This is a genomic window from Bradyrhizobium sp. U87765 SZCCT0048 (assembly GCF_018131225.1).
In the GTDB taxonomy this organism is placed as follows: domain Bacteria; phylum Pseudomonadota; class Alphaproteobacteria; order Rhizobiales; family Xanthobacteraceae; genus Bradyrhizobium_A.
In genome coordinates, this window is the sequence record NZ_JAFCMM010000001.1 from 2503359 (window position 1) to 2525868 (window position 22510).

At 66.0% G+C, this 22510-nt stretch carries 17 protein-coding genes, 1 other RNA gene and 1 pseudogene; 11 read left to right on the plus strand and 8 right to left on the minus strand.

Annotated elements, in window-relative coordinates:
* Positions 1–2 precede the first annotated feature (2 nt).
* Entirely contained in the window at positions 3–1019 is a 1017-nt protein-coding gene (gene rsmH / locus JQ639_RS11000) for a 16S rRNA (cytosine(1402)-N(4))-methyltransferase RsmH (protein ID WP_211966572.1), read from the minus strand.
* Between the two features lie 584 nt (positions 1020–1603).
* On the opposite strand from rsmH, the gene JQ639_RS11005 reads away from it, so the two are divergent.
* Together JQ639_RS11005 and rnpB are read left to right on the plus strand one after the other, a co-directional pair.
* The gene (locus JQ639_RS11005) at positions 1604–2512 is read left to right on the plus strand and encodes an N-acetylmuramoyl-L-alanine amidase (RefSeq protein WP_211966136.1); all 909 of its coding nucleotides are present in this window, start codon (positions 1604–1606) and stop codon (positions 2510–2512) included.
* A gap of 3 nt (positions 2513–2515) precedes the next feature.
* Positions 2516–2934, plus strand: an RNA gene (rnpB, locus tag JQ639_RS11010) — RNase P RNA component class A.
* A gap of 35 nt (positions 2935–2969) precedes the next feature.
* On the opposite strand, the gene JQ639_RS11015 is transcribed toward rnpB, so the two are convergent.
* The 3 genes from JQ639_RS11015 to JQ639_RS11025 form a co-directional block, all read right to left on the minus strand.
* The gene (locus JQ639_RS11015) at positions 2970–3344 is read right to left on the minus strand and encodes a Zn-ribbon domain-containing OB-fold protein (protein WP_211966137.1); all 375 of its coding nucleotides are present in this window, start codon (positions 3342–3344) and stop codon (positions 2970–2972) included.
* Positions 3341–4477 carry a thiolase family protein gene (locus tag JQ639_RS11020; RefSeq protein ID WP_211966138.1) on the minus strand — a complete coding sequence of 379 codons (1137 nt, stop codon included), beginning with the start codon at positions 4475–4477 and terminating at the stop codon, positions 3341–3343. Before JQ639_RS11020 ends, JQ639_RS11015 begins: the two co-directional genes overlap by 4 nt.
* A gap of 109 nt (positions 4478–4586) precedes the next feature.
* Positions 4587–5486 carry a LysR family transcriptional regulator gene (locus tag JQ639_RS11025; RefSeq protein ID WP_211966139.1) on the minus strand — a complete coding sequence of 300 codons (900 nt, stop codon included), beginning with the start codon at positions 5484–5486 and terminating at the stop codon, positions 4587–4589.
* Between the two features lie 131 nt (positions 5487–5617).
* Between JQ639_RS11025 and JQ639_RS11030 the strand changes: the two genes are divergently transcribed.
* Entirely contained in the window at positions 5618–6391 is a 774-nt protein-coding gene (locus JQ639_RS11030; protein WP_211966140.1) for an SDR family oxidoreductase, read from the plus strand.
* 71 nt (positions 6392–6462) lie between these two features.
* Here JQ639_RS11030 and JQ639_RS11035 read toward each other — a convergent pair whose 3' ends face one another.
* The 3 genes from JQ639_RS11035 to JQ639_RS11045 all read right to left on the minus strand — a co-directional run bounded on the left by JQ639_RS11035 (position 6463) and on the right by JQ639_RS11045 (position 11890).
* Positions 6463–8301 (minus strand): ABC transporter ATP-binding protein, encoded by a 1839-nt coding sequence (locus JQ639_RS11035; protein ID WP_211966141.1) that lies wholly within the window; start codon positions 8299–8301, stop codon positions 6463–6465.
* Positions 8302–9005: 704 nt separating this feature from the next.
* Complete coding sequence (locus tag JQ639_RS11040; protein ID WP_249123054.1) at positions 9006–10562, minus strand: DHA2 family efflux MFS transporter permease subunit; 1557 nt, start codon at positions 10560–10562, stop codon at positions 9006–9008.
* An 89-nt stretch (positions 10563–10651) separates the two neighbouring features.
* Entirely contained in the window at positions 10652–11890 is a 1239-nt protein-coding gene (locus tag JQ639_RS11045; RefSeq protein WP_211966143.1) for an HlyD family secretion protein, read from the minus strand.
* Positions 11891–12156: 266 nt separating this feature from the next.
* Here JQ639_RS11045 and JQ639_RS11050 point away from each other — a divergent pair, with 266 nt between their 5' ends.
* A complete protein-coding gene (locus JQ639_RS11050; protein ID WP_211966144.1) occupies positions 12157–12801 on the plus strand; it encodes a TetR/AcrR family transcriptional regulator in 645 nt (214 codons plus the stop codon).
* Between the two features lie 4 nt (positions 12802–12805).
* Here the strand turns inward: JQ639_RS11050 and JQ639_RS11055 are convergent, their stop codons facing one another.
* Complete coding sequence (locus JQ639_RS11055) at positions 12806–14020, minus strand: extensin family protein (RefSeq protein WP_211966145.1); 1215 nt, start codon at positions 14018–14020, stop codon at positions 12806–12808.
* Between the two features lie 139 nt (positions 14021–14159).
* Between JQ639_RS11055 and JQ639_RS11060 the strand changes: the two genes are divergently transcribed.
* The 7 genes and pseudogenes from JQ639_RS11060 to JQ639_RS11090 form a co-directional block, all read left to right on the plus strand.
* Positions 14160–14315 (plus strand): hypothetical protein, encoded by a 156-nt coding sequence (locus JQ639_RS11060; RefSeq protein ID WP_211966146.1) that lies wholly within the window; start codon positions 14160–14162, stop codon positions 14313–14315.
* Positions 14316–14543: 228 nt separating this feature from the next.
* On the plus strand, positions 14544–15215 hold the full coding sequence (locus tag JQ639_RS11065) for a L,D-transpeptidase (RefSeq protein WP_211966573.1): 672 nt from the start codon (positions 14544–14546) through the stop codon (positions 15213–15215).
* 163 nt (positions 15216–15378) lie between these two features.
* The gene (locus JQ639_RS11070; protein WP_211966147.1) at positions 15379–16920 is read left to right on the plus strand and encodes a DUF4403 family protein; all 1542 of its coding nucleotides are present in this window, start codon (positions 15379–15381) and stop codon (positions 16918–16920) included.
* Between the two features lie 261 nt (positions 16921–17181).
* Entirely contained in the window at positions 17182–17904 is a 723-nt protein-coding gene (locus JQ639_RS11075; protein WP_211966148.1) for a response regulator, read from the plus strand.
* Positions 17905–17963: 59 nt separating this feature from the next.
* Complete coding sequence (locus JQ639_RS11080) at positions 17964–19226, plus strand: ATP-binding protein (RefSeq protein WP_211966574.1); 1263 nt, start codon at positions 17964–17966, stop codon at positions 19224–19226.
* 177 nt (positions 19227–19403) lie between these two features.
* Positions 19404–20618, plus strand: a complete 1215-nt coding sequence (locus tag JQ639_RS11085; protein WP_211966149.1) for an ABC transporter substrate-binding protein — start codon at positions 19404–19406, stop codon at positions 20616–20618.
* A gap of 308 nt (positions 20619–20926) precedes the next feature.
* Positions 20927–22510: pseudogene (locus JQ639_RS11090) on the plus strand (PAS domain-containing sensor histidine kinase); the annotation flags it as partial.

Here is a 22510-nt window from a genome sequence, read left to right on the forward strand (position 1 = left end):
CGTCAGCCTCCCCTCATGACGGACTGGAGCGAGGGCCAGTCCGAAGACATCTCGGCATGATGCGCGGGAGCCGCAGTGCGCTCCGCGGACCGCAGCTTGGCGGACCGGGCGCGCGGGTTGTTCGCCAGCTCCGCTTCTCCGGGCGCGACCGGGCGGCGCGTCAGGATCGTGAAGCTCGGCGCCTGCTGCGCCACCTCCGGCAAATGCCGCGATCCGCCCGCGCTCTTGCCGCGCGCATTGAGGAAGGTCTTGACGATGCGGTCCTCGAGCGAGTGGAACGAGACGACCGCAAGGCGGCCGCCGGGTTTGAGCACCTGCTCGGCGGCAAGCAAGGCCGTCTGCAGCTCGTCGAGCTCCTCGTTGACCGCGATGCGCAGCGCCTGGAAGGTGCGCGTCGCGGGATGGATCTCGTTGGGCTTGGAGCGCACCACGCGCGAGACGATGTCGGCGAGCCGGCGCGTGGTAACGATCGGCTCTTCGCGCCGCGCCGCGACGATCGCCCGCGCGATGCCGCGCGACTGGCGCTCCTCACCGAGGATGTAGATGAGGTTGGCAAGCGCCGCCTCGGATGCCGTGGCGACGAGATCGGCCGCGCTCGGTCCGTGCTGACCCATGCGCATATCGAGCGGACCGTCGAAGCGGAAGGAAAAGCCGCGCTCGGCCTGGTCAAGTTGCATCGACGACACGCCGACATCCATCACGATGCCATCCACCGTCGCGTGTCCCTGTCCGGCGCAAACGTCCGCGATATTGGAAAAGCGGTCCTCGACGAGCGTCAGCCGCCCGCCCGCCGCCTCGACCAGCGCGAAGCCTGCGGTGATCGCGGTCCGGTCACGGTCGATGCCGATGACCTGCGTGCCCGGCACGTTGAGGATCATCCGGCTGTAGCCGCCGGCACCGAAGGTCGCGTCGATATAAATCCCGCCGGCGCGCGGTGCGAGCGCTGCCACGGCCTCCTCGCCCAGCACGGGGATGTGGCGCTGATCGGATGGAACCCGATGATCCGGACCTTTTGCCATCATGATGCGCCCTCGCGTGTCCCACCGCCGCCCTGCGCGTCGTGCCGGCCCGCCCGGCGCAGGCTGCCGCGCGGGCCGTGAGGCCTGCTGGCGTGCGCAGGGAATCTGATGGCCAACCATGGGGTTCCGCGATCGACAAGAAACATTTCAGCCCGTTCCAGCGGACCGGCATTCAACCCCAGTAAGCGAGGGTTAACATTAAGGAACCGTTGATGATCACGCGGAATTTGCAAAACACGTCCCGGCTTTTTCTCCGCCGATGTGGCGCGGCGCCAACACGACATCGTAAGCCGATGGAATAACTGCCCTTTCGCGCGGCGCGCAGAACACGGCGGTGTGGACAGCATGGCTTCGTCCCGCTCACGGCGATTGCGCGGCAAGCTTTATGGCAGGATAGTGGCGCTCTTGATCCCGAACAGATTGGCGGAACGCACTGTTGAATGTGCATTGCGGAAGTGTCCGGTATCAAGAAACAGCAATCCGGTGTGAGCCGGCCGCACCGTGGAACCGCAAGTTCCCTTTCGAACCCAGGTTCTGTTCGAATGTCGGTGCACCGCCGCTCTCCCGCCCGGTTTGAGTGTGACATGATCCAGGGGTCTTTTGCGTCGGGTGGCTCTGCGTCGAAGCGTCAACGGATCCTGCCGTCCACGCCGCCATCTCGTCTGCCTTCACCCTGGGTCCACGCTGACATGCTGAAGTTCATGCCGGACTCGTCGGTCATTTCCGACGTCGTCCCCTCCGCCAACTATGGTGACCGGCGCAACAACCGCGCCCCCGATATGATCGTGCTGCACTACACCGGCATGCAGGATGCCGAGAGCGCGCTGGCGCGGCTGTGCAAGCCCGGCACCGAGGTGTCGGCGCACTATGTCGTGCTGGAAGACGGCCGCATCGTGCAGTGCGTGCCCGAGGCCTATCGCGCCTGGCATGCCGGAACGTCGTCCTGGGCCGGCGAGACCGACATCAACTCGTGCTCGATCGGCGTCGAGATCGTCAATGGCGGCCACGACTGGGGTTATCCGGATTTTCCCTCACGCCAGGTCGCAGCGGTGATCGCGCTGTGCCGCGGCATCATCATCCGCCGCGACATCCCGAGCGATCGGGTGCTCGGCCATTCCGATATCGCCCCCGACCGCAAGAAGGATCCGGGCGAGAAATTTCCCTGGCGGCTGTTGGCGAGTTCCGGTGTCGGCCACTGGGTGCGCCCGGCGCGCATCGTGCCCGGCGGCCCCGCGCTGCGGCCGGGAATGTCCGGCGACACGGTGCTGGCGCTGCAGGAACGTCTTGCCGCCTATGGCTACGCGGTGCCGCGCACCGGCCAGTACGATGCGCCGACAACCGCCGTGATCATGGCGTTCCAGCGCCATTTCAGGCCCGAACTGGTCGATGGCATCGCCGATCTCTCCACGCTGGAGACCCTCCAGCAACTGCTCGATACCAAGCCGCCGGAGCGGCCGCACTTGACCCCGCTGCCGCCACACTCCATGACGTAGCCGTCAGTCGGCTGGACGGCCGTCGCCGCAAGGATCGAAAGGTCGCGGGGGAGGAAAGTCCGGGCTCCATGGACAAACGGTGCCGGATAACGTCCGGCGGGGGTGACCCCAGGGAAAGTGCCACAGAGAACGAACCGCCGGCGCTGCGGCGCAGGTAAGGGTGAAAAGGTGCGGTAAGAGCGCACCGCGTCTGCGGCAACGCAGACGGCATGGTAAACCCCACCGGGAGCAAAACCGAATAGGAACGGCGTCGTGGACAGTTCGCTTTCGGGCGATAACTCCACAGGGCATGTCTGGCTCGACCGTTCGGGTAGGTTGCTCGAGGCGGCGCGCAAGCGCCGTCCCAGAGGAATGGCCGTCACGTATCGCGCGCGCAAGCGCACGGTGCCCTACAGAACCCGGCTTACAGGCCGGCTGATCTTCGTCACGAAGGGCTCGGCGCATCCCGCCGGGCCCTTCACCCTTTGGTGGTGGCCTTGCTGAAGTGCGGCACCACGCGGCCGGAGAACAATGCGTACCGCGCCGCCACCGCATCCCCGATCGCAAGCCCGGCGTCGCCATGGGCCATCATGCGAAAGCCTTCCGCCATATCGACCAGCACCAGCGTGTAGGGGACGTGGGCCTTGGCCTCCGGCGTCGCCGCGCGGCGGACCTCGGTGACGGCGTAGACAACGCCGTGTCCGCTCGCACGGTGCGTCCGCGGCGTGTCCGATCCGCAGGATGGGCAGAACCCGCGGCGGAAGGACCAGACGGACCGACAGGACGGACACTCCTGGTAGACAATCGCCTCGGCCCCGGATGTCCAGTCGGCGTGCCCGAGATCGGCGCTCATCGCGTTCGCTCCAGAACCATGCTGACATGGGACGACATCACGCCGCCGTCGCCATGCACGAACGCCAGCGACGCATCGCGCACCTGGCGCTCGTCCGCCCGTCCGGTCATCTGCAACTGGGTTTCGACGAGGTGAGCCATGGCGCCGCCACAGCCGCAATGGCCATAGCTCAGCAGGCCGCCATGGGTATTGAGCGGCAGGCGGCCGGTGCAGCTGAAATCGCCGGCCCGGGCACGGGCCGCGGCCTCGCCGCGCCCGGCGAAGCCAAGTTCCTCCAGCAGAAGCGCGAGGGTGACGGTGAAGCTGTCGTAGACCGCGGCATAGCGGACATCCGACGCCGCGATGCCGGCCTGCTGGCGTGCCCGCGCGCTCGCCGCGGCGGCGCCGACCTGCGAAATATCCGCGAGCGCCGAGACGTGCTGATGCTGATGCGCCTGCCCGCAGCCGCGCACCTGCACGGCATGCGCTGCGGTCGGCGCAGCGCTGATGACGACGGCAGCTCCGCCGTCCGACACCGGACAGCAATCGAGCAGTTTCAACGGCGTTGCGATCACGCGTGACGCCATGACGTCGGCGACGGTGATGGGCTCGCGGAACTGAGCACCGGGATGCGCAAGGGCATGGCGGCGCATCAGCACGGCAAACGCGGCGAAGTCCTCCTCGGTGACGCCGAAGTCGTGCATGTAGCGCGACGCGAGGAGGCCGTAATACGCCGGAATGGTCGGGCCGAGCGGCACCTCGTAGACCGGATGGCCGACCTGGGCGAGCGTCTGCATGGCCCCGTCGCGCGATACGCCGGTCAGGCGGTTCTCGCCGGCGACCACCAGCACATGCCGGAGCCGCCCCGCCGCCACCAGTTCATGCGCCAGCATCGCCATCGCGAGACCCGTCGCACCGCCAACCTGGATACCGTGGGCATAGTGCGGCTGCAGGCCGAAATGCTCGGCAAACACAGTGGCCAGCATCAGGTGCGGCATGGTGGTGGAATAGCCGCAAAGCACGCCATCGATGTCGGCCCGGGCCAGCCCCGCGTCCGCAAGCGCCGCCTCGGCGGCCGCGCTCATGAGATCGAGGGTGGCTCGCCCCTCGTGCCGCCCGAACGGCGTCAGCCCCACACCCGTGATGAAACTCATCGCGCCGCCCGTCCATGCGATTGTCAGGGCCGGGACACTAGCGCCTTTCGGCGATCACGACACAAGAGCGGATGCATGGCCGCAGGCGACCGCTGCATGTCAGCGTCTCTCACTGCCGCACGCAGTCCTTGAGCAACGTCGCGAGCCAGTCGGCAAAGACCTGCAGCCGGCGCGACAGATGCTGGCGGTGCGGATAGAGCAATGTCATCGGCAGGGGCGGCGCGCGATGCCCCGGCATCACCTCGACGAGTTCGCCGGCCTCGAGATGATGCCTGACATCATAGGCAGGAATCTGGATCAACCCGAGACCGGCAAGGCAGCAGGCAATATAGGCCTCCGCATTGTTCACGGTGACGCGCCCGCTCATCGCCAGGCTCTGCACCTCGCCATCGTCGACATAGTCCCATGTCTCGATGCGGCCGCTCGACGGCGATGCGTAGTGGACGACGGCATGGCCTTCAAGATCGGCCGGCACACGCGGCACGCCGCGCCGCGCGAGATAGTCGGGGCTTGCGACATTGATCAGGGTGAGTTCGCCGATCGACCGCGCGATCAGGCCGGAAGCCGTCAGCGGGCCGACGCGCAGGACACAATCGACGTTCTCCTCGACGAGATCGACCATGCGGTCCGTCGCCCCGAGATGGATGTCGATCGCCGGATAGCGCGCCAGGAACACAGGCAACGCAGGCGCGATGATCAGACGGCCGATGCGGCCGGGCACGTCGATACGGAGCTTGCCGCTCGGCTGCGCCGACGGCTCGAACAGCCGCTCGGTCTCCTCGACATCGGCGATCAGCCGCAGGCAGCGCTGGTAGAACGCCGCACCATCCTCGGTGACCCCGACCTTGCGGGTCGTGCGGTGGAGAAGCCGCGTGCCGAGCCGGCGTTCGAGATCGACCACCGCCGCCGAAACCGACGACCGGGGCATGCCCAGCTGGTCCGCGGCCCGGGTGAAGCTCGCGCACTCCACCACCCGGGTGAAGATCCGAAACAGGTCGATCCGATCCACGCCTCACCCTATTGTTCGTTATTTCTGACAAGTCAGGGCAGATATAGCAGCTTTATGGGATGATTACAGACGATAGCTTGCCGTCCATGGCATCGCAGCGGGCGATGCCTCCTGACATGCGGAGCAGAGCCGTGACCAACCACAGCATCAAAGGCAAAGTCGCCCTTATCGCCGGCGGCGCCAAGAACCTCGGCGGGCTGCTCGCCCGCGACCTCGCCGCGCACGGCGCGAAGGCGGTGGCGATCCACTACAACAGCGCCGCCACCCGCGCGGACGCGGAAGCGACGGTCACGGCGATCAAGGCCGCCGGCGCAGAAGCCGCCGCATTCCAGGCCGATCTCACCAGCGCCTCGGCGGTGGAAAAGCTGTTCGCTGACACCGTGGCCGCCGTCGGCCGGCCCGACATCGCGGTCAACACCGTCGGCAAGGTCCTGAAGAAGCCGATCGCAGAGATCAGCGAGGCCGAGTACGACACCATGTCCGCGGTCAACGCCAAGACGGCGTTCTTCTTCCTCAAGGAGGCCGGCCGCCACGTCAACGACAACGGCAGGATCGTCACGCTGGTGACGTCGCTGCTCGGCGCCTACACGCCGTTCTATGCCGCCTATGCCGGCACCAAGGCTCCCGTCGAGCACTTCACCCGCGCGGCCTCGAAGGAATTCGGCGCACGCGGCATTTCCGTCACTGCGATCGGTCCGGGGCCGATGGACACGCCGTTCTTCTATCCGGCGGAGGGCACCGATGCCGTCGCCTACCACAAGACCGCAGCCGCACTGTCGGGTTTCTCGAAGACCGGCCTCACCGACATCGAGGACATCGTGCCCTATATCCGCTTCCTGGTGTCGGACGGCTGGTGGATGACCGGCCAGACGATTCTGGTCAACGGCGGCTACACCACGAAGTAGCAGCGCGTCTCCGCACGCCCAAAGGAAAACGGCCCGACATCGCTGCCGGGCCGTTGTCGTTTTTGCAGCCCTTACTCCGCGGCGGACACCTGATCGATATCCCCGCCCGAAGTCTTGCCGAACGCGCCGAACTCCAGCACCTGGCGTTCGAACAAGCCGCGGTAGATGCCGCCGGGCCGCCGCACCAGCGAGGCGTGGTTGCCTTCCTCGGCGACGCGCCCCCGCTCGAACACCAGGATGCGGTCGAGCGAGCGCACCGTGGACAGCCGGTGAGCAATCACGATCGCGGTGCGGCCTTGCATCAGCCGCTCCATCGCCTCCTGGATCAGCGCCTCCGATTCCGAATCGAGGCTCGACGTCGCCTCGTCCAGGATCAGGATCGGCGCGTCCGCCAGGAACGCCCGCGCCAGCGCCACGCGCTGCCGCTCGCCGCCGGACAGCTTCACGCCGCGCTCGCCGACCAGCGTGCCGTAACCGGCCGGCAGGCGGGCGATGAAGTCGTGCGCGTTGGCCAGACGCGCCGCGTGCTCGATCTCCGCCTGCGACGCGCCGGGGCGACCGTAGGCGATGTTCTCGGCGAGCGAGCGATGAAACAGGATTGGCTCCTGCTGCACGATCGCGATCCGGCTGCGCAGCGACTGCTGCGTCGCGTGACGCACGTCCTGTCCGTCGATCAGCACCCGCCCGGATGACACATCATGCAGCCGCTGGATCAGCTTCACGAATGTGGTCTTGCCCGAGCCGGAGCGGCCGACGAGGCCGATCCTCTCCCCCGCCCGGATATCGACGGACAGGCCGTTGTAGAGCGGCGTGGAGTGGCCACCATAGTGGAAGGTGACGTCGTCGAAACGGATCGCGCCACCGGTGACGTCGATCGGCCGTGCATCGGGCGCATCCGCAATGCCGATCGGCTCGTCATGGATCGCGACCAGTTCCTCCATCTCGTTGACCGAACGCTGCAGATGGTTGATGTGCATGCCGATGTCGCGGAGATAGCCATGGATGACGAAATAGCTCGTCATCACATAAGTGACGTCGCCGGCCGACGCCCGGCCGGACAGCCACATCAGCAAGGCGCCGCCGACCACCGCGGTGCGCATGCCCAGCAACAGCACGAGCTGCGCCGTGCCGGTGCGGGTGTAGCGCCGCCACGTCCGTCCGGTGCGGTGCTTCCAGTTGCGCAGCACGCCGGCGAGCCGCTCGTCCTCGCGATGCTCGGCGCCGAACGACTTGACCACCGCATTGCACCCGAGCGAATCCGCCAGCATGCCGCCGAGCCTGGTGTCGGAGGCGTTCGACGACCGCGCCGCCGGCGCGATGTAGTAGGTCGAGAACGCCACCACCATCACGACATAGGCGATGGTGCCGATGGCGATCACGAGCCCCAGCAGCGGCCACTGCAGACCGAGCAGCAGCATCGAGCCGAGCAGCACCACCAGTGACGGCAGCAGCGCCATCAGCAGGGTGTCGTCGAGCAGATCCAGCGCGCCCATGCCGCGCGTGATCTTGCGCACCGTCGAGCCCGAGAAACTGTTCGCATGCCAGTCGGTTGCGAAGCGCTGCACGCGCCAGAACGCATCGCGCGCGACGTCGCTCATGATCCGCAGGGTCAGCGCGACGATGGCCTGGAAGCCGATGTGCCTGAGCACCACCGACATCAGGCCGAGGCCGATGATCGCCGCGAAAGCGAAGAACGCCGCGTCACGGCCGAGCGACGGGTCGGCCGCGCCTTTCGCGACGGCGTCGACCAGCCGGCCAGCGTAGTACGGCATGAACACGTCCGCCAGCGTCGACGCAGCCAGCGCGAGGCAGATCGCCGTCAGCCGCCATGGCTGACGGCTCCAGTGGCGAAAGACGAAGGGAAGAACCGTGCGGAACGCATCCGCCGGCTTTTGACGAAGACGGGTCATTGATCGATCCGGCCACGCGTCAGCGCGAACCGGCTCCATGGCAGAGGGCACGACAGCCGCAACCATGCGCAGCCGGCGTCCGAAAACAAAAACGAGGGTTTGAACGTCGGGTGACGCGACCGGACGGTCGTCAGACCGAAACCGGACGGATCCCGGGACCGCGTGAGGTCAACCGAGGATCCGAAGGTCGACGCACGCGGGAGCGATGAGCAGGAAATTCGTCTTCATACAGCTCCTCCTGGTTGGCGTGGCGTGACGGGTGCGTGATGCGGCGTGTCGCCGCAATCGTGAGTGCCGCAGCAATGGGCAACAATTGCGGCAGCATTTTGCTGACGCACGAGATGGCGTCGCTTTCCGACAAAGCGTCGCAGCCTGAGCGATGCCAGTTGCTCCCATCTCAGCCAGCTCTTGTCGCTGAGAGCCGTGACCAACGGCACGCCCTCGGTCGTGAAATTGCTGGCGCAGACCCAAGCTCGTGCGGTCGCCGCAGCCCGGCTGAGCGCAAAAGCCAACGGTGCCTTTCGGATTGTTCGAAATTCCCGGTCCGATTCCAACGCCAGGACCAGGCATCGTACCTCCCGGCTGTCGGAGCCGGGGCGCCCACACAGGGCAGATCCCGCATGCGCGAGGGATGGGTTCCACGACGCATGAAAGCCCGGCGCGCTGCCCGCAGGAAATGTCAGGCCTGCACGCGCCGGCTGTGATCAATGCGCGTCCGGTGGAGGACCCGCCATGTTAGGCCGATCGACGAAGAACACCAGCGTCGCAAGCGCCAGATAGAAGAACGTCAGCATCAGGAAGCTGTCGGCATAACTCATCACCGACGCCTGGCGATGGACGATCATCGACAGTTGTTTGAGCGCCATCATCGACGCATCGCCCATACCCTGGAACTTTTGGGTGAGCATGTTGAGCGTCTCGGTCGCCGTGGTGTTGCCCCAGGTCACACGATCCTGCAGGCGCGAGATGTGCAGGTCTGTACGGTGATTGAGCGCGGTGTTGATCAGCGCGAGCCCGACCGCACCGCCGAGGTTGCGGGTCAGGTTGAACAGGCCGGAGGCGTTCTTGACCATCGACGGCGGCAGCGTGCCGAGGGCGATGTTATTGACCGGCACCATCGCCATCATCATGCCGATGCCACGGAACACCTGCGGCAGGAAAAGCTCCCAGAAATCGTAGTCGCGGGTCAGCCAGGTCATCTGCCAGGTGCCGAGCGCGAACATCACGAGCCCCAGCGCGATCATGATGCGCAGGTCGACCTTCTGCATCAGGCGACCGACGATCGGCGCGGTCAGGAACATCGCGACACCCGACACGAACATGGTCTCGCCGATCATCAGCGCGCTGTAGCCACGGATCTCGGCGAGGTAGCGCGGATAGATGTAGGTCAGACCGTACAACCCGATGCCGATACAGAACGAGAACATGCTGCCGAAGGCGAAGTTGCGGTTCTTGAACGAGCGGATATCGACAATCGGCTCGCGCGCCGTCAGTACGCGGTAGAAGAAGATGATGGCCGAGACCGCGCAGATCACGGCGCAGGTCGCAACGGCATCGTCATCGAGCCAGTCGTACTGCGGGCCTTCTTCCAGCACATACTCCAGCGCGCCGAGAAAGCCGGCCATCGAGAACAGGCCAACCCAGTCGAAGTGATCGAGCAGCGCGAGGTTCGGCTTGTCGAAATCGACCAGCGCCAGCACGCCGAGGGTGATGCCGATGCCCGGCAGCACATTGATGAAGAACAACCAGTGCCACGACAGCGCATCGGTGAGATAGCCGCCGACGGTCGGTCCGACGGTCGGTGCCAACGTCGCCACAAGGCCGATGATCGGCGCGACGATGTGCAGCTTGTTGCGCGGGAACACGGTGTAGGCGGAGGCGAACACCGTCGGGATCATGCCTGCGCCAAGGAAGCCCTGGATAGCACGCCACAGGATCATCTGGCCGATCGACGACGTCAGGCCGCACATCAGGCTCGCCGCGGTGAAGCCGGCGGCGGAGATGGCGAACAGGTAGCGCGTGCCGAGCGCCCGCGACATGAAGCCCGACAGCGGGATCGCAATCACTTCCGCGATCAGGTAGGCGGTCTGCACCCACGAGACCTCGTTGGACGAAGCCGACAGGCCCGCCTGGATTTCCGACAGCGATGCCGACACGATCTGGATGTCCAGGATGGACATGAACATCCCGAACACCATGATCAGAAACGCGAAGATGCGCTTGGGCACCAGTTGCTCGGAGGCAACCGGGGCGGCAGCCATCCCGCCTGCCCCGCCCATGGTCGGATTGCCTGCACTCGGTCCGGACATATGACGTCGCGTCCTGTTTGATGGCGGCGAGCGCCGGAGCGTCAGTTGCCTGCGCGGGTGTCGATGTGGACGACGACCGACATGCCGGCGCGCAGCAGGTTCTCCCGCGCCACGTCGGCCGGAACGCGGATGCGCACGGGCACGCGCTGCACGATCTTGGTGAAGTTGCCGGTGGCGTTGTCCGGCGGCAGCAGCGTGAACACCGAACCGGATGCCGGTGACAGGCTCTCGACCGTACCCTCGATCTTGCGGCCACCGACGCCGTCGACGGTGAAGCTCACCGGCTGTCCGGGCTTGAGCCGACCGAGCTGGGTCTCCTTGAAGTTGGCGTCGATGAAGACGTCGTCGAGCGGCACGACGTTGGCGAGACGCTGTCCGACCTGAATGTAGTCGCCCTCGTTGACGAGACGATTGGAGAAGGTGCCGTCGACCGGCGCACGGACCTCGGTGAAGGCGAGGTCGCGCTCGGCCTTGGCGAGCGCGGTCTGCAACTCGCCGAGCTGGCGCTGCGCTTCGACCTGTTGGGCCTTGATGACGTCGACGTTGCGCTCGGCCGCGATGAGAGCGGCCTGCGCACTCTGCTCCGATGCCACCGACTGGTCGCGCGTCGCCTCGGACTGCTCGAAGGTCGCTTTCGACGCGAAGCCCTTGTCGCTGAGCTGCTGCTGCCGGTCATAGTCGAACCGCGCGCGCTTCACGGCAGCCTGCGACGATTCGAGCTGGGCACGCGCCTGCTCGACCATGCTGACCTGCGCGTCGGCCTGGCGGCCGATGCGGACGATGGTGGCTTCCTGGGTCGCGATCTTGGCGCGCGCGGAATCCGCCGCGATCTTGTAGTCGCCGTCGTCGATCTTGATCAGGACGTCGCCGGCGCGGACGCGGCTGTTGTCCTTGGGCAGAATGCGGGCGATGTGGCCGGCGACGCGGGCGCCGAGCAGGGTGTTGTTGGAACGGACATAAGCGTCATCGGTGGAGACGATGAAGCGTCCCACCAGCGCGTAATAGCTTCCATAGGAAACGGCGGCGACCGCGAGCACGGCGGCGACGCCGATCAGGACCAGCCGGCGGCGGTTCGGCGCGGCGGGCGCGGCCGGGGCGGTCGTGGCGGCACCGCCGACGGGCGCCTCAGCGACGGCAGGCGCCTTGCCTTCGGGCGCGGTGTCCTGGCGCACGTCGGCAGCGGCCGAAGCCTGGGCACGCGGTGCGGCGTGGGGATCGAACGGGGCGGCATCGGAGTCCGGACGCACGATCCGGGCAGTTTGGTCACGTCCAGCGGCCATGACGGCCTCCTTGTTATTGGCTTGCTCTAAGCTTCGACATGCGCAACGCCGCCGCCCCAACGCCCCCACAGCGTCGGTTGCTGCACTGCGCCAACCGCGGCATATTTACCATTGACCGAACGGTTCGGTCAACATAGCTTTCTTAGGATACCTCCAGGAAACCTGTTGCCAGGAACAGGGAGGTCTCCGGTAGGCTGCCGAAACACTAGCGGCATCCTGCTACCGAATCGTTGCGACAATCACCTGACGAGAGGCCGACCACCCCGATGAACAGCCCTGCCGCGCTCAAGGTCGCTCCGGTCGATGAAGACTCCTCCAAACGCCGCCAGATCCTGGACGGCGCCCGGCGGATGTTCATGGAGTTCGGCTTCGACGCAGCGAGCATGGGCGAAATTGCCAGGACGGCCGGCGTGTCCAAGGGCACGCTCTATGTCTACTTCGCCGATAAGTGTGCGCTGTTCCAGGCCATCGTCGAGGAGATCGCCCAGGTTCATGGCCGCATTGGCGCCGACATCGATCTCGACGACCATGATGTTCCCGGCTCGTTGCGCCGGTTCGGCATGGCTTACATGGAATTGTTGTGCCGGCCGGAAGGCGGCTCGGCGGTGCGCACCATCATGGCGATCGCCGAGCGGATGCCGGAAATCGGTCGCCGCTACTACTCGACCATCATTGCCGGCAGCATCAATCGCCTGGCCCAATACCTCGCCGCGCAGAGCCAGGCGGGCGTGGTGGTCATCGACGATCACGAACTCGCTGCCGAGCAGTTCCTGAAAAGCTGCCAGGCCACGCTGTTCCTGCCGTTCGTGTTCCAGACCACCCCCTCGCCGTCACGCGAGCGGATCGCCTATGTCATCGACAGCGCGGTGCGGATGTTCATGGCCGCCTATGGCGGCGAGGCGAAGCGCTGAGTACTCAGCGCTCGGAATCGCGGACGCGCGATTCATCCTCGATCGTCGCCTCGTCGTCCTTCGACAGCTTGCCTGAAAAGATCTTGCGCGCCTGCCGGCCGATCGAGCCGGTGATGCCGGCATCGCGGGACGCATAGCCACTGCGCTGCATGACGCGGGCGGCGACCTGTTCGCCCCCGACCGCCGCAGGCTGGCAGATGATGCGTCCGCTGGAACGCCGCATCAGGTCCACATGGATGTGGTCGTAGTGATAGACGTTGGAGCCCGGAGCCAGCACCGTGTTGAACAGCTGGCACGCACCGCCCTGTACGTCGCGCAGGAAGCCCTGCTCCTCCGCCAGTCCCCGCCAGCCATCCTTGACCGAAATGCGCCGGCCATCGGCCAGCGTGAAGCCGGCGACGTCGAGCGCGTTGCCGAACGCATGCTCGGAAATATGGGCGTTGGGATTGCCGTTCATTCCACGGCATGAATATGCGGAAATCTGCTTGATCTCGACCACCGGAGCACCGAACCATCGCATCGCCGCAGGCTGCACGCTGTCGGCGATCCAGCGGTCGAGCATCGACACGATCGGACAGGCCAGCGTCGCAGCCGGCTTGACCGATACGGGGCCGATGGCGGCGACAGGCGGCGCCTGCGCCGGCCCGAGCCGGGGCAGAGGCGCCTCCGGTTGCGGCTCGCGGGCGGCCGAATAGCCGGGCTGCGCATAGCGCTGCCCCGCCTCGGCCGGCATCTGCGCCTCGGGCGCACCATCCGCCGGCAGCTCGATCTCGTCGGCGGCTGACGAAGCAACGCCGGGCGCGCGCAGCGACACCGGCCCCTGCCCGCCGCCATTCGGCGACGCCTGATAGGAACCGTTCGAGGGCGCAGCCGCAGGATAGGTCGAAGGCGGCGATACCGATCGCGAGATCGGCCAGCGCGGCTGGCCATTGGGGATGCCCCCCGGCGGCCGCAGTTCGTCCGCAAACCCCGTCGCGCTGCCGCTGTCGAGCGCTGCGACTTTCAGGGGGAAATCGGCGCCGCAAACACCCGGCCCTGTGATCGGCTCGATGCGCACGAGGCCTGCAGCCTCGCGCACAGCTCCTGATTTCAGGCATGCCACTTCGGCCTCGTGCCGCCAGGGTTCGCGCTCCGCGGTCTGAAAGAAACCACGGCCGCACCCGGCGAGGGACACGAGGACGATGGAGCCGACAAGATACAAACGAACTCCGCGCGTCATGCGCGCACGTTCGACGAATTTATTTAAGGACTCTTCAACGCGTTGTTTTTATGGATTTTTTACCATGATCGCAGATTGCAACCTTTTGCCCGCGACGGCGTTGTTGAGCACCGGAATGCGCTGAGCCGGGCCGAACCTGGTGCCCGGATTTCGTCTTGGGATTTCGTCCTGGGATTTCGTTCTTGATGTCGGACAAGGGAGGCTCGCCATGACCTTCGCCGGCCGTCTGATCAACCTGATCGCCGCCTATGCTGCGCTTGCTTTCGTCGGCGCGATCGTGGTCGGCCTGATCTAGTTCGCTTTCCAGCCTGCCGTCGGAACGCGACGGCAAGCGTCAACCGCACAGCCGTCAACCCAACTCACGTCGCCGATTGAACCTCCTGCCTGCGAGCCGCACCAAAAGGCAAAAGGCAGGGAAAGCGCGATGACCAGGACACAGGACATGCGCGTCCGTACGCCGGACGCCGCAGCGACATCACCGCATATCGATCGCAACAATCACAACATCTGGCGCCGTCGGACGATGGCGGCGCTTGTCGCCATCGGCGTCGCCGGCATCACGGCCCCCGCGCTCGCCGGGCCTGCGGTGCTGTTTCCCCTGCTGCCATTGCCGCTGCCGGTCATGCCCTCGCCGCTCGATGCGATGCCCGCGCAGCCGCAGGCGGCACCGCAGGTCGATGCCGACACCGACGTCGTGGTCACGGAACGGCCGGCACGCTTCAAGCGCCAGATCGTCGCCTACCAGACCCGCGAGGCGGCCGGCACCATCGTGATCGATACGCCCAACACCTATCTCTACTACGTGCTGGGCGATGGCCGCGCCATTCGCTACGGCATCGGCGTCGGCCGTCAGGGCTTCACCTGGTCGGGCACCCAATCGATCACGCGCAAGGCGGAGTGGCCGGACTGGACGCCGCCCGCGGACATGCTCGCGCGCCAGCCTTATCTGCCCCGGTTCGTCGCTGGCGGCCCGCAGAATCCTCTTGGCGCGCGCGCGATGTATCTCGGTGGCACGGTCTACCGCATTCATGGCACCAACAATCCCTCGACGATCGGCGGTCATGTCTCGTCGGGCTGCATCCGCATGACCAATGACGACGTCATCGATCTTTATTCCCGCACCGCCGTCGGCACCCGTGTCGTCGTGCTGCCGGCGGAGCGCCATGCCTCCAGCAGCACGAGGCGTCAGGGCTGAAATCCTGAGACCCCTGCGCGGTCGATCCGATATGCGCGCCGTGCTGCAACCAACCATGCCGGCCATCCCGCGCGGTCCGCGTCCAACCCCGCCGTGACAAAACGGGGTGTCGCCGCGCAGAAGACGCGCTAGACTCTCCGTCCGTTGCTCGGTCGGGGACCTCATGCGCATCAAGACACTTCTGCTCGGACTGGCGGCGCTCGTCATCTCGTTCGTCGTCAGCCTGAAGGTGATGAACTTCATCTCGCCGCCGCCGGGCAGCGTCGCGCCACCGCTGGTGAAGTTGTCGCCGCTGCCACCGCCGACGCGGACCTCGCGTATCATCGCTCCGGTGGCGATCTCGCTGGATGCGATCCGCGCCGCGGCCGAGCGCGGCGCGCCGCGCAGCTTCAGCGGCAAGGCCGACAATCCGGTCGGGCAGATCCTGCAGAACGCCGACATCAACTGGGCCGCGGAACGCGGACCGATCGCCGCAACAGGCGCCGGCAATCAGCTGACCGTCACGGCGCCGCTCAGTGGCAAGCTCAATGTCACCGGATCGCTGTCGGGCAATGCTGCCAATGCCATCGGCGGCCTGATCGGCGGCAACATCGGCAAGCAACTCGGCAACATCTCGATCAAGGCGATCAATGCCAACGCCGACATTCGGGGCAATGTCATCGTGACATCGCGCCCCCTTCTCACTGAGCACTGGCGCGTGGAGCCGAACCTGACCGCGCAGGTCAATGTCGGCGATACCGGCATCACCGCCGGCGGCATGCGCATCGGCGTGCCCGCCCAGGTCAAGCCGGTTCTCGACAAGCTGGTCGGCGAGCAGGTCGGCGCGATGCAGCAGCGTGTGCGCAACGACCCCATCCTGGAGCAGAGCGCGCGGCGCGAATGGGCCAAGATGTGCCGCTCCATCCCTCTGCCGCGCGCGGCGCCGAACATGCCGGATCTCTATCTGGAACTTCGGCCGACCAAGGCGATCGCGGCCCAGCCACGGGTCGATGCTGCCAATCTGGTCCTGACGCTCGGCGTCGAGGCAGAAACACGCATCCTCGCCACCAGGACCACGCCAAACTGCCCGTTCCCGGCACTGCTGGACATCGTACCGCCGATCGACAACGGCAACATGGCGATCGGCGTGCCGATCGACCTGCCATTCACCGAAGTGAACGCGATCCTCAATGCACAGCTGAAAGGGCGAACGCTGCCCGAAAACGGCGACAGCGCAGTGGCCGTCACGGTGCGTGGCGCCCAGGTTTCCCCTTCCGGCAATCGCCTGCTGATCTCCCTCGACGTCGATGCCGCCGAAACCAGGAGCATCTTCAGCTTCGGGGCCCAGGCTACGGTTCATGTCTGGGGACGGCCGGTGCTCGATCAGGCCCAGCAGATCCTGCGGCTGACCGACATCGAGCTCGCGGTGGAATCGAAGGCGGCATTCGGCCTGCTCGGGCCGGCCGCGCGCGCGGCCGAACCCTACTTGCGCACCATGCTGGCCGACAAGGCGACGATCGATCTCAAGCCCTTTGCCGCCAACGCCCGTGACAAGATCGAGGCCGCACTGGCCGACTTCCGCGCCGGCGCCGACGGCGTCAAGGTGAACGCCGCCATCGACAGCGTTCGCCTCGTCGACGTCGCCTTCGATAACGACACCCTGCGGGTGATCACCGAAGCCACGGGAACCACGCGTGTCGCGGTGTCTGCCCTCCCCGGCCCCTGAGTTGCAGCGCGGCAAGGCCGACATGCCCAAGTCACGGCGAGCCGTCTCCCGCCCGCCAGGCGTTGCGCCTGTGGATGCCTGCGCTGGATGCCCGGTTTGGGGCCCTCCGGGGCCCGGGGAAGGCGCCAGGTTGATATGTTGTAACTTGTCGAGTCGCTCAGCGATGTTGCAGCATGTTGCGGACAGGCTTTCGGAAACATTTGGACACAAACGATCATGCAGCTATCCGGAGCGCAGGCGAAAACGGATCGGGCATCGGCAATGGCACCCCTTTCCCCTCACATTCTCGTTGTCGAGGACGATCGCGAGACGCGCGCCCTGATCGCGCGCTATCTGCGCAGCCAGAACTGCAATGTGATGGTGGCCGCCGACGGGCACGAAATGGACCGCCATCTCGCCGATAGCCGTGTCGATCTCGTGGTCCTCGATCTCATGCTGCCGGGGGAAGACGGTCTCAGCCTGTGCCGCAGGCTGCGCGCGGCCTCGGAGATTCCCGTGATCATGCTGACAGCACGAGGCGAGGACGTCGATCGCATCGTCGGCCTCGAGATGGGCGCGGACGACTATCTCGGCAAGCCGTTCAACCCGCGCGAGTTGCTTGCACGCATCAACGCCGTGTTGCGGCGCCAGACCGCGGCGGTGACCGCCAACGCGATGAAGGGCGCGACCACGCTGACATTCCTCGGCTGGCGGATCGATCTGCGGTTGCGTGAGCTGCGCAACCCAGAAGGTGCCCGTGTCGCGCTCACCAGCGCCGAATTCGACCTGCTGCAGGCATTCTGCGAGCGGCCTGGCCGCGTGCTGTCGCGTGACAGCCTGCTCGATCTTACACAGGGCCGAGCCTCCGGCTCGTTCGAACGCAGCATCGACGTCCTGGTGAGCCGCATCCGCCGCAAGCTCGAGCGCGGCCCGGACGAGGCGGACATCATCAAGACGGTACGCTCCGGCGGCTACCTGTTCACGCCGGTGGTCGAGCCGGCGTGACGTCCCTACGCAAATTCCTGGCGTTCTTCAGCCTTCGTCGTATCAGCGGCCAGATCGCCATGCTGGTCGCAATGTCGCTGATCACCAGCCACCTGATCATCACCGCCTTCTTCGTCTTCCATCGCACCACGACACCCTATCCGGAGCGGCCGCGGCGCGATCTTGGAACCCTGGCGCAGCTCGTCAACGCGACACCGACAGCCGAGCGGGTGCGCGTCCTCGACGACATCCGCCGCGCCTTCCCGCAGTTCGCCATCGGCATCTCCGAGCCCGATCCGGCTGCCGCCAGTAAGGACCCCGTCGAGCCGCCCCCCGGCCCTCCCTTCCGCCTCGCTCCCGGCTTCCATGCCTTCATGATTTCGCCGGCCGATCATCGCATTGGCATTCGCCTGCCGGACGGAGCGCTGCTCAGTGCCACCGTCAAGCGGGAAGGTTCGTCCCCCTGGCTCGGCATGCCCTGGATCCTGACGCTGCTGTTCGTGCTGATCAGCTTTACCCTGCTCGGCCTGTGGGCGGCCCGTGCACTGGGCACCCCACTGTCCGCATTCGCCAAGGCCGCGGAGACTTTCAGCCTCAACAGTACCGCGGCCCCGCTCACCGAGAGTGGCCCCGAAGAGATCCGCGCGCTGGCGCGCGCGCTCAACCGCATGCGCGAGCGCATCACCACGCTGATGAACGATCGCACGCGCATGCTGGCCGCGATCAGCCACGACTTGCGCACGCCGATCACCCGGCTGCGGTTGCGTTCGGAGTTCATCGAGGACGAGCTGCACCGTCGCCAGACCCTTATCGACCTCGATCAGATGCGCTCGATGCTGGAATCGGTACTGTCCTTCCTGCGCAACGACCACACCCGCGAAACTGCGACGCTGGTCGATCTCGCAGCCATGCTGCATTTGATCTGCGACCAGTTCTCCGATCTCGGCCACAAGGTCGGCTATCGTGGCCCGGCGCAGGCCGCCATCGTGGCGCGCCCCGCCGACCTGCATCGCGCCGTCACCAACCTCGTCGAGAACGCCGTGCGCTTCGGCACCGTCATCACCATCGGTCTCACCATTTCCGGCGGCCAGGCGATCATCGAGGTTGAGGACGATGGCCCCGGAATCGATGACACCCGCAAGGCGGCGATGCTGGAGCCATTCGTGCGCGGCGACGAAGCCCGCAACATGGACGAATCCACTGGCTTCGGCCTCGGGCTGTCGATCGCCCGCGCGATCATCACTGCGCACAACGGCACGCTGTCGTTGCACAATCGCGTCCCCAGTGGACTGACGGCGCGCATCGCGCTGCCCTATCAGGCTGCGCGCAAATCCGCCGCATAATCCAGCAGCCATCCGCATAACGGAATATCCGCCGAGCGAGGCAGGATGACCGAGTTTTGCCCTTGCTGCCCGCTGCGAAGCTGGGCAGGATCGCCGCACAACAAGCTGCGCAGGGCGTTCCGACGTCATCGTCCAGGGAATGCCCAAGCGCAGCGCCAAAGAGGGAGTATCGCTGCCATGAGATCATTCGCTGCCGCATGCGCCACCGCCGTGGCACTGTTCATTTCCACTGCTGCCGCCCAGGCGCAGGTCTCCGACGATGTCGTCAAGATCGGCGTGCTCACCGACATGTCGAGCCTCTACGCCGATGCAACCGGCAAGGGATCGCTCGCCGCGGTCGAGATGGCGGTCGCCGACTTCGGCGGCAAGGTCAAGGGCAAATCCGTCCTGGTCGTATCCGGCGATCATCAGAACAAGCCCGACGTCGGTGTCGGAATCGCGCGCAACTGGTTCGACAACGAGAAGGTCGATGCGGTGTTCGACGTGCCGACCTCCTCGGTCGCGCTGGCGATCCAGCAGCTCACCCGCGACAAGAACAAGGTGTTCATCAATTCCGGCGGCGGCACGTCCGACCTGACCGGCCCGGCGTGCTCGCCCACAACCGTGCACTGGACCTATGACACCTACGCGCTGTCAAATGTCGCGGGCCGCGCCATGGTGCAGCGAGGCGAGGACAGCTGGTTTTTCATCACCGCCGACTACGCGTTCGGCGCGGCGCTGGAGCGCGATGCCTCCAACGTCGTGAAGGAAACCGGCGGCAAGGTGATCGGCAACGTTCGCCATCCGCTCAACTCATCGGACTTCTCGTCCTACCTGCTGCAGGCCCAGGCCTCGAAGGCCAAGGTGGTCGCCCTCGCCAATGCCGGCGGCGACACCACCAACGCGCTGAAGCAGGCTGCCGAGTTCGGCCTGATGAAGGGCGGCCAGAAGCTGATCGCGCTGCTGCTGGAGATCACCGACGTGCACGGCATCGGCCTGAAGGATGGCCAGGGCCTGATCCTGACCGACGCCTTCTACTGGGATCGCGACGACGACACGCGGGCGTTCTCCAAACGCTTCCTGGAGAAGGTCGGCCACATGCCCACCATGATCCAGGCTGGCCTCTACTCGGCAACCATGCACTATCTGAAAGCCATCGACGCCACCGGCACCGACGACACCGCCAAGGTCATGGCCCAGATGAAGGCAACGCCGATTCACGACTTCTTCGCCCGAGACGGCCACATCCGCGAGGACGGCCGCATGGTGCACGACATGTACCTTTTCGAGGTCAAGAAGCCCGAAGAATCGAAGGGCGACTGGGATCTCTACAAGCTGCTGGCGACCGTCCCTGGCGACCAGGCTTTCCGCCCCCTCGATAAGGGCGGCTGCCCCCTGGTCAAGGCCCGCTGACCCGCGCCAGTCTCCGTTTCCACGAAGGGCGCCCCTCGGGGCGCCCTTTTTCATGACCGCCGCGGTAACCTTGCCTGCAGCGCAGCGGCGGCCGGTCTCACCGCCTTCCGAAAACCGGTACCCAAGCGGGCGCAAGGCACGCTATGATCGCGCGTCGGTCGGTGCCGACCCCTGCTGTCCAAGTGCTGCGCATCGCGGTTTCTTCGATGACCTCCAGGATTTTTTCGCTGCTCTCGTCAGCGGCACGAACCGTCAGGACCGTCATCGGAACGGCGCCGGGCCCGGCGCGGCCGACGCTTCCCCACACCGAAGAAACCTATCGCTGGCTATTCGAGAATTCGGTCGACGGCATCTATGTGACGACCCCGTCCGGCCAGTTGCTGAATGCCAATCCGGCGCTCGCCCGCATGATGGGCTATGCGACGCCGCGCGACCTGATCGAGGCTGCCGACGACATCGCGACCATGGTTTATGTCGATCCCGCCATGCGCATCGAATACCAACGGCTGATGGAGCGGGACGGCATCGTCCGCGAGTTCGAGTATCAGGTCCGTCAACGCAACGGCACGGTGCTGTGGCTGTCCGACAGTGCCGCCGCGGTGCGCGATGCCGCCGGCCGCATCCTGCGCTACGAAGGCACGGTACGTGACATCACCGCGCAGAAGTCGTCAGAGGCTGCCCTCGCCGAAAGCCGCCAGCGGCTGCAGGAAGTCATCGACACCGTCCCCGCAGTCATCAATGTCAAGAACGCCGAGCTGCGCTATGTGCTGATGAACCGATACATGGCGCGCATCTTCAACATTGAACCGGCGGATGCGCTCGGCTGCACAACGACCGAGATCATGTCGCGCTACGGCGCGGCGAAAACCGATACCAACGATCGGCGGGTGCTCGACAGCCGGCGCGAGCTCGGCTTCTACGAAGAGGAGTACCTGGACTCGCAGGGTAATGCCCGGCAGTGGATGGCCAAGAAGGTGCCGATCTTCGACGACGACGGCAATATCCGCTTCATCGTGACGGTGGCGCTCGACATCGGTGACCGCAAGCGCGTCGAGCAGGAGATGCGCACGGCGCGCGATGCGGCGGAGACCGCGCTGCGCGAACTGCGGGAAACCCAGAACTCGCTGGTGGAAGCGGAGAAGCTGGCCGCGCTCGGCCGCCTCGTCGCCGGCGTTGCGCACGAAGTCAACAATCCGGTCGGCATCAGCCTCACGGTCGCCTCGTCGCTGCAGCGCCAGACGAGGCTGTTCGCCGAGGAGGTCGAGCGCGGCGAGCTGCGCAAGTCGAGCCTGACCAATTTCCTGAAGATGACCGGTGAAGCTGCCACGCAACTGATGGATAATCTCAACCGCGCCGCGGAGCTGATCCAATCCTTCAAGCAGGTCGCGACTGACCGCAACTTCAGCGAGCGGCGCGAGTTCGACATTCGCGAATTGACCGAACAGATCATCACCAGCCTGCGGCCGGGCCTGCGCCGCCAGAGTGTCCATCTGACGGTCGATTGCGAGCCGGGACTGGTGCTCAACAGCTACCCCGGCTCGTATGGCCAGATCCTGACCAATCTGTTTCTCAATGCGGTGATTCACGCCTTCCCGGAAGGCCAGCCCGGCCAGATCGACGTCAAGGTGCGCAGCAGCGGCAGCGACGGCGTCGAGATCATGTTCGTCGACAACGGCCGTGGCATGGCACCGGAGGTGCGGCGACATGCTTTCGATCCGTTCTTCACCACCCGGCGCAACCAGGGCGGCACGGGCCTCGGCCTGCATATCGTCTACAATCTCGTGACCAACCGCCTCGGCGGCCGGATCAGCCTGGAATCAGCCGTCGGTCTTGGCACCCAGATCCAGATCGTGCTGCCGCGGGTCGCGCCCTACGACCGGGCGGCCGAGTAG

Bases quoted from the DNA above. Each gene is read 5' to 3' on its own strand.
- rsmH (WP_211966572.1), bottom strand. From the start codon at position 1,019: ATGGCAAAAGGTCCGGATCATCGGGTTCCATCCGATCAGCGCCACATC.
- JQ639_RS11005 (WP_211966136.1), top strand. From the start codon at position 1,604: ATGATCCAGGGGTCTTTTGCGTCGGGTGGCTCTGCGTCGAAGCGTCAA.
- JQ639_RS11015 (WP_211966137.1), bottom strand. From the start codon at position 3,344: ATGAGCGCCGATCTCGGGCACGCCGACTGGACATCCGGGGCCGAGGCG.
- JQ639_RS11020 (WP_211966138.1), bottom strand. From the start codon at position 4,477: ATGAGTTTCATCACGGGTGTGGGGCTGACGCCGTTCGGGCGGCACGAG.
- JQ639_RS11035 (WP_211966141.1), bottom strand. From the start codon at position 8,301: ATGACCCGTCTTCGTCAAAAGCCGGCGGATGCGTTCCGCACGGTTCTT.
- JQ639_RS11040 (WP_249123054.1), bottom strand. From the start codon at position 10,562: ATGGCTGCCGCCCCGGTTGCCTCCGAGCAACTGGTGCCCAAGCGCATC.
- JQ639_RS11045 (WP_211966143.1), bottom strand. From the start codon at position 11,890: ATGGCCGCTGGACGTGACCAAACTGCCCGGATCGTGCGTCCGGACTCC.
- JQ639_RS11050 (WP_211966144.1), top strand. From the start codon at position 12,157: ATGAACAGCCCTGCCGCGCTCAAGGTCGCTCCGGTCGATGAAGACTCC.
- JQ639_RS11055 (WP_211966145.1), bottom strand. From the start codon at position 14,020: ATGACGCGCGGAGTTCGTTTGTATCTTGTCGGCTCCATCGTCCTCGTG.
- JQ639_RS11065 (WP_211966573.1), top strand. From the start codon at position 14,544: ATGGCGGCGCTTGTCGCCATCGGCGTCGCCGGCATCACGGCCCCCGCG.
- JQ639_RS11070 (WP_211966147.1), top strand. From the start codon at position 15,379: ATGCGCATCAAGACACTTCTGCTCGGACTGGCGGCGCTCGTCATCTCG.
- JQ639_RS11075 (WP_211966148.1), top strand. From the start codon at position 17,182: ATGGCACCCCTTTCCCCTCACATTCTCGTTGTCGAGGACGATCGCGAG.
- JQ639_RS11080 (WP_211966574.1), top strand. From the start codon at position 17,964: ATGCTGGTCGCAATGTCGCTGATCACCAGCCACCTGATCATCACCGCC.
- JQ639_RS11085 (WP_211966149.1), top strand. From the start codon at position 19,404: ATGAGATCATTCGCTGCCGCATGCGCCACCGCCGTGGCACTGTTCATT.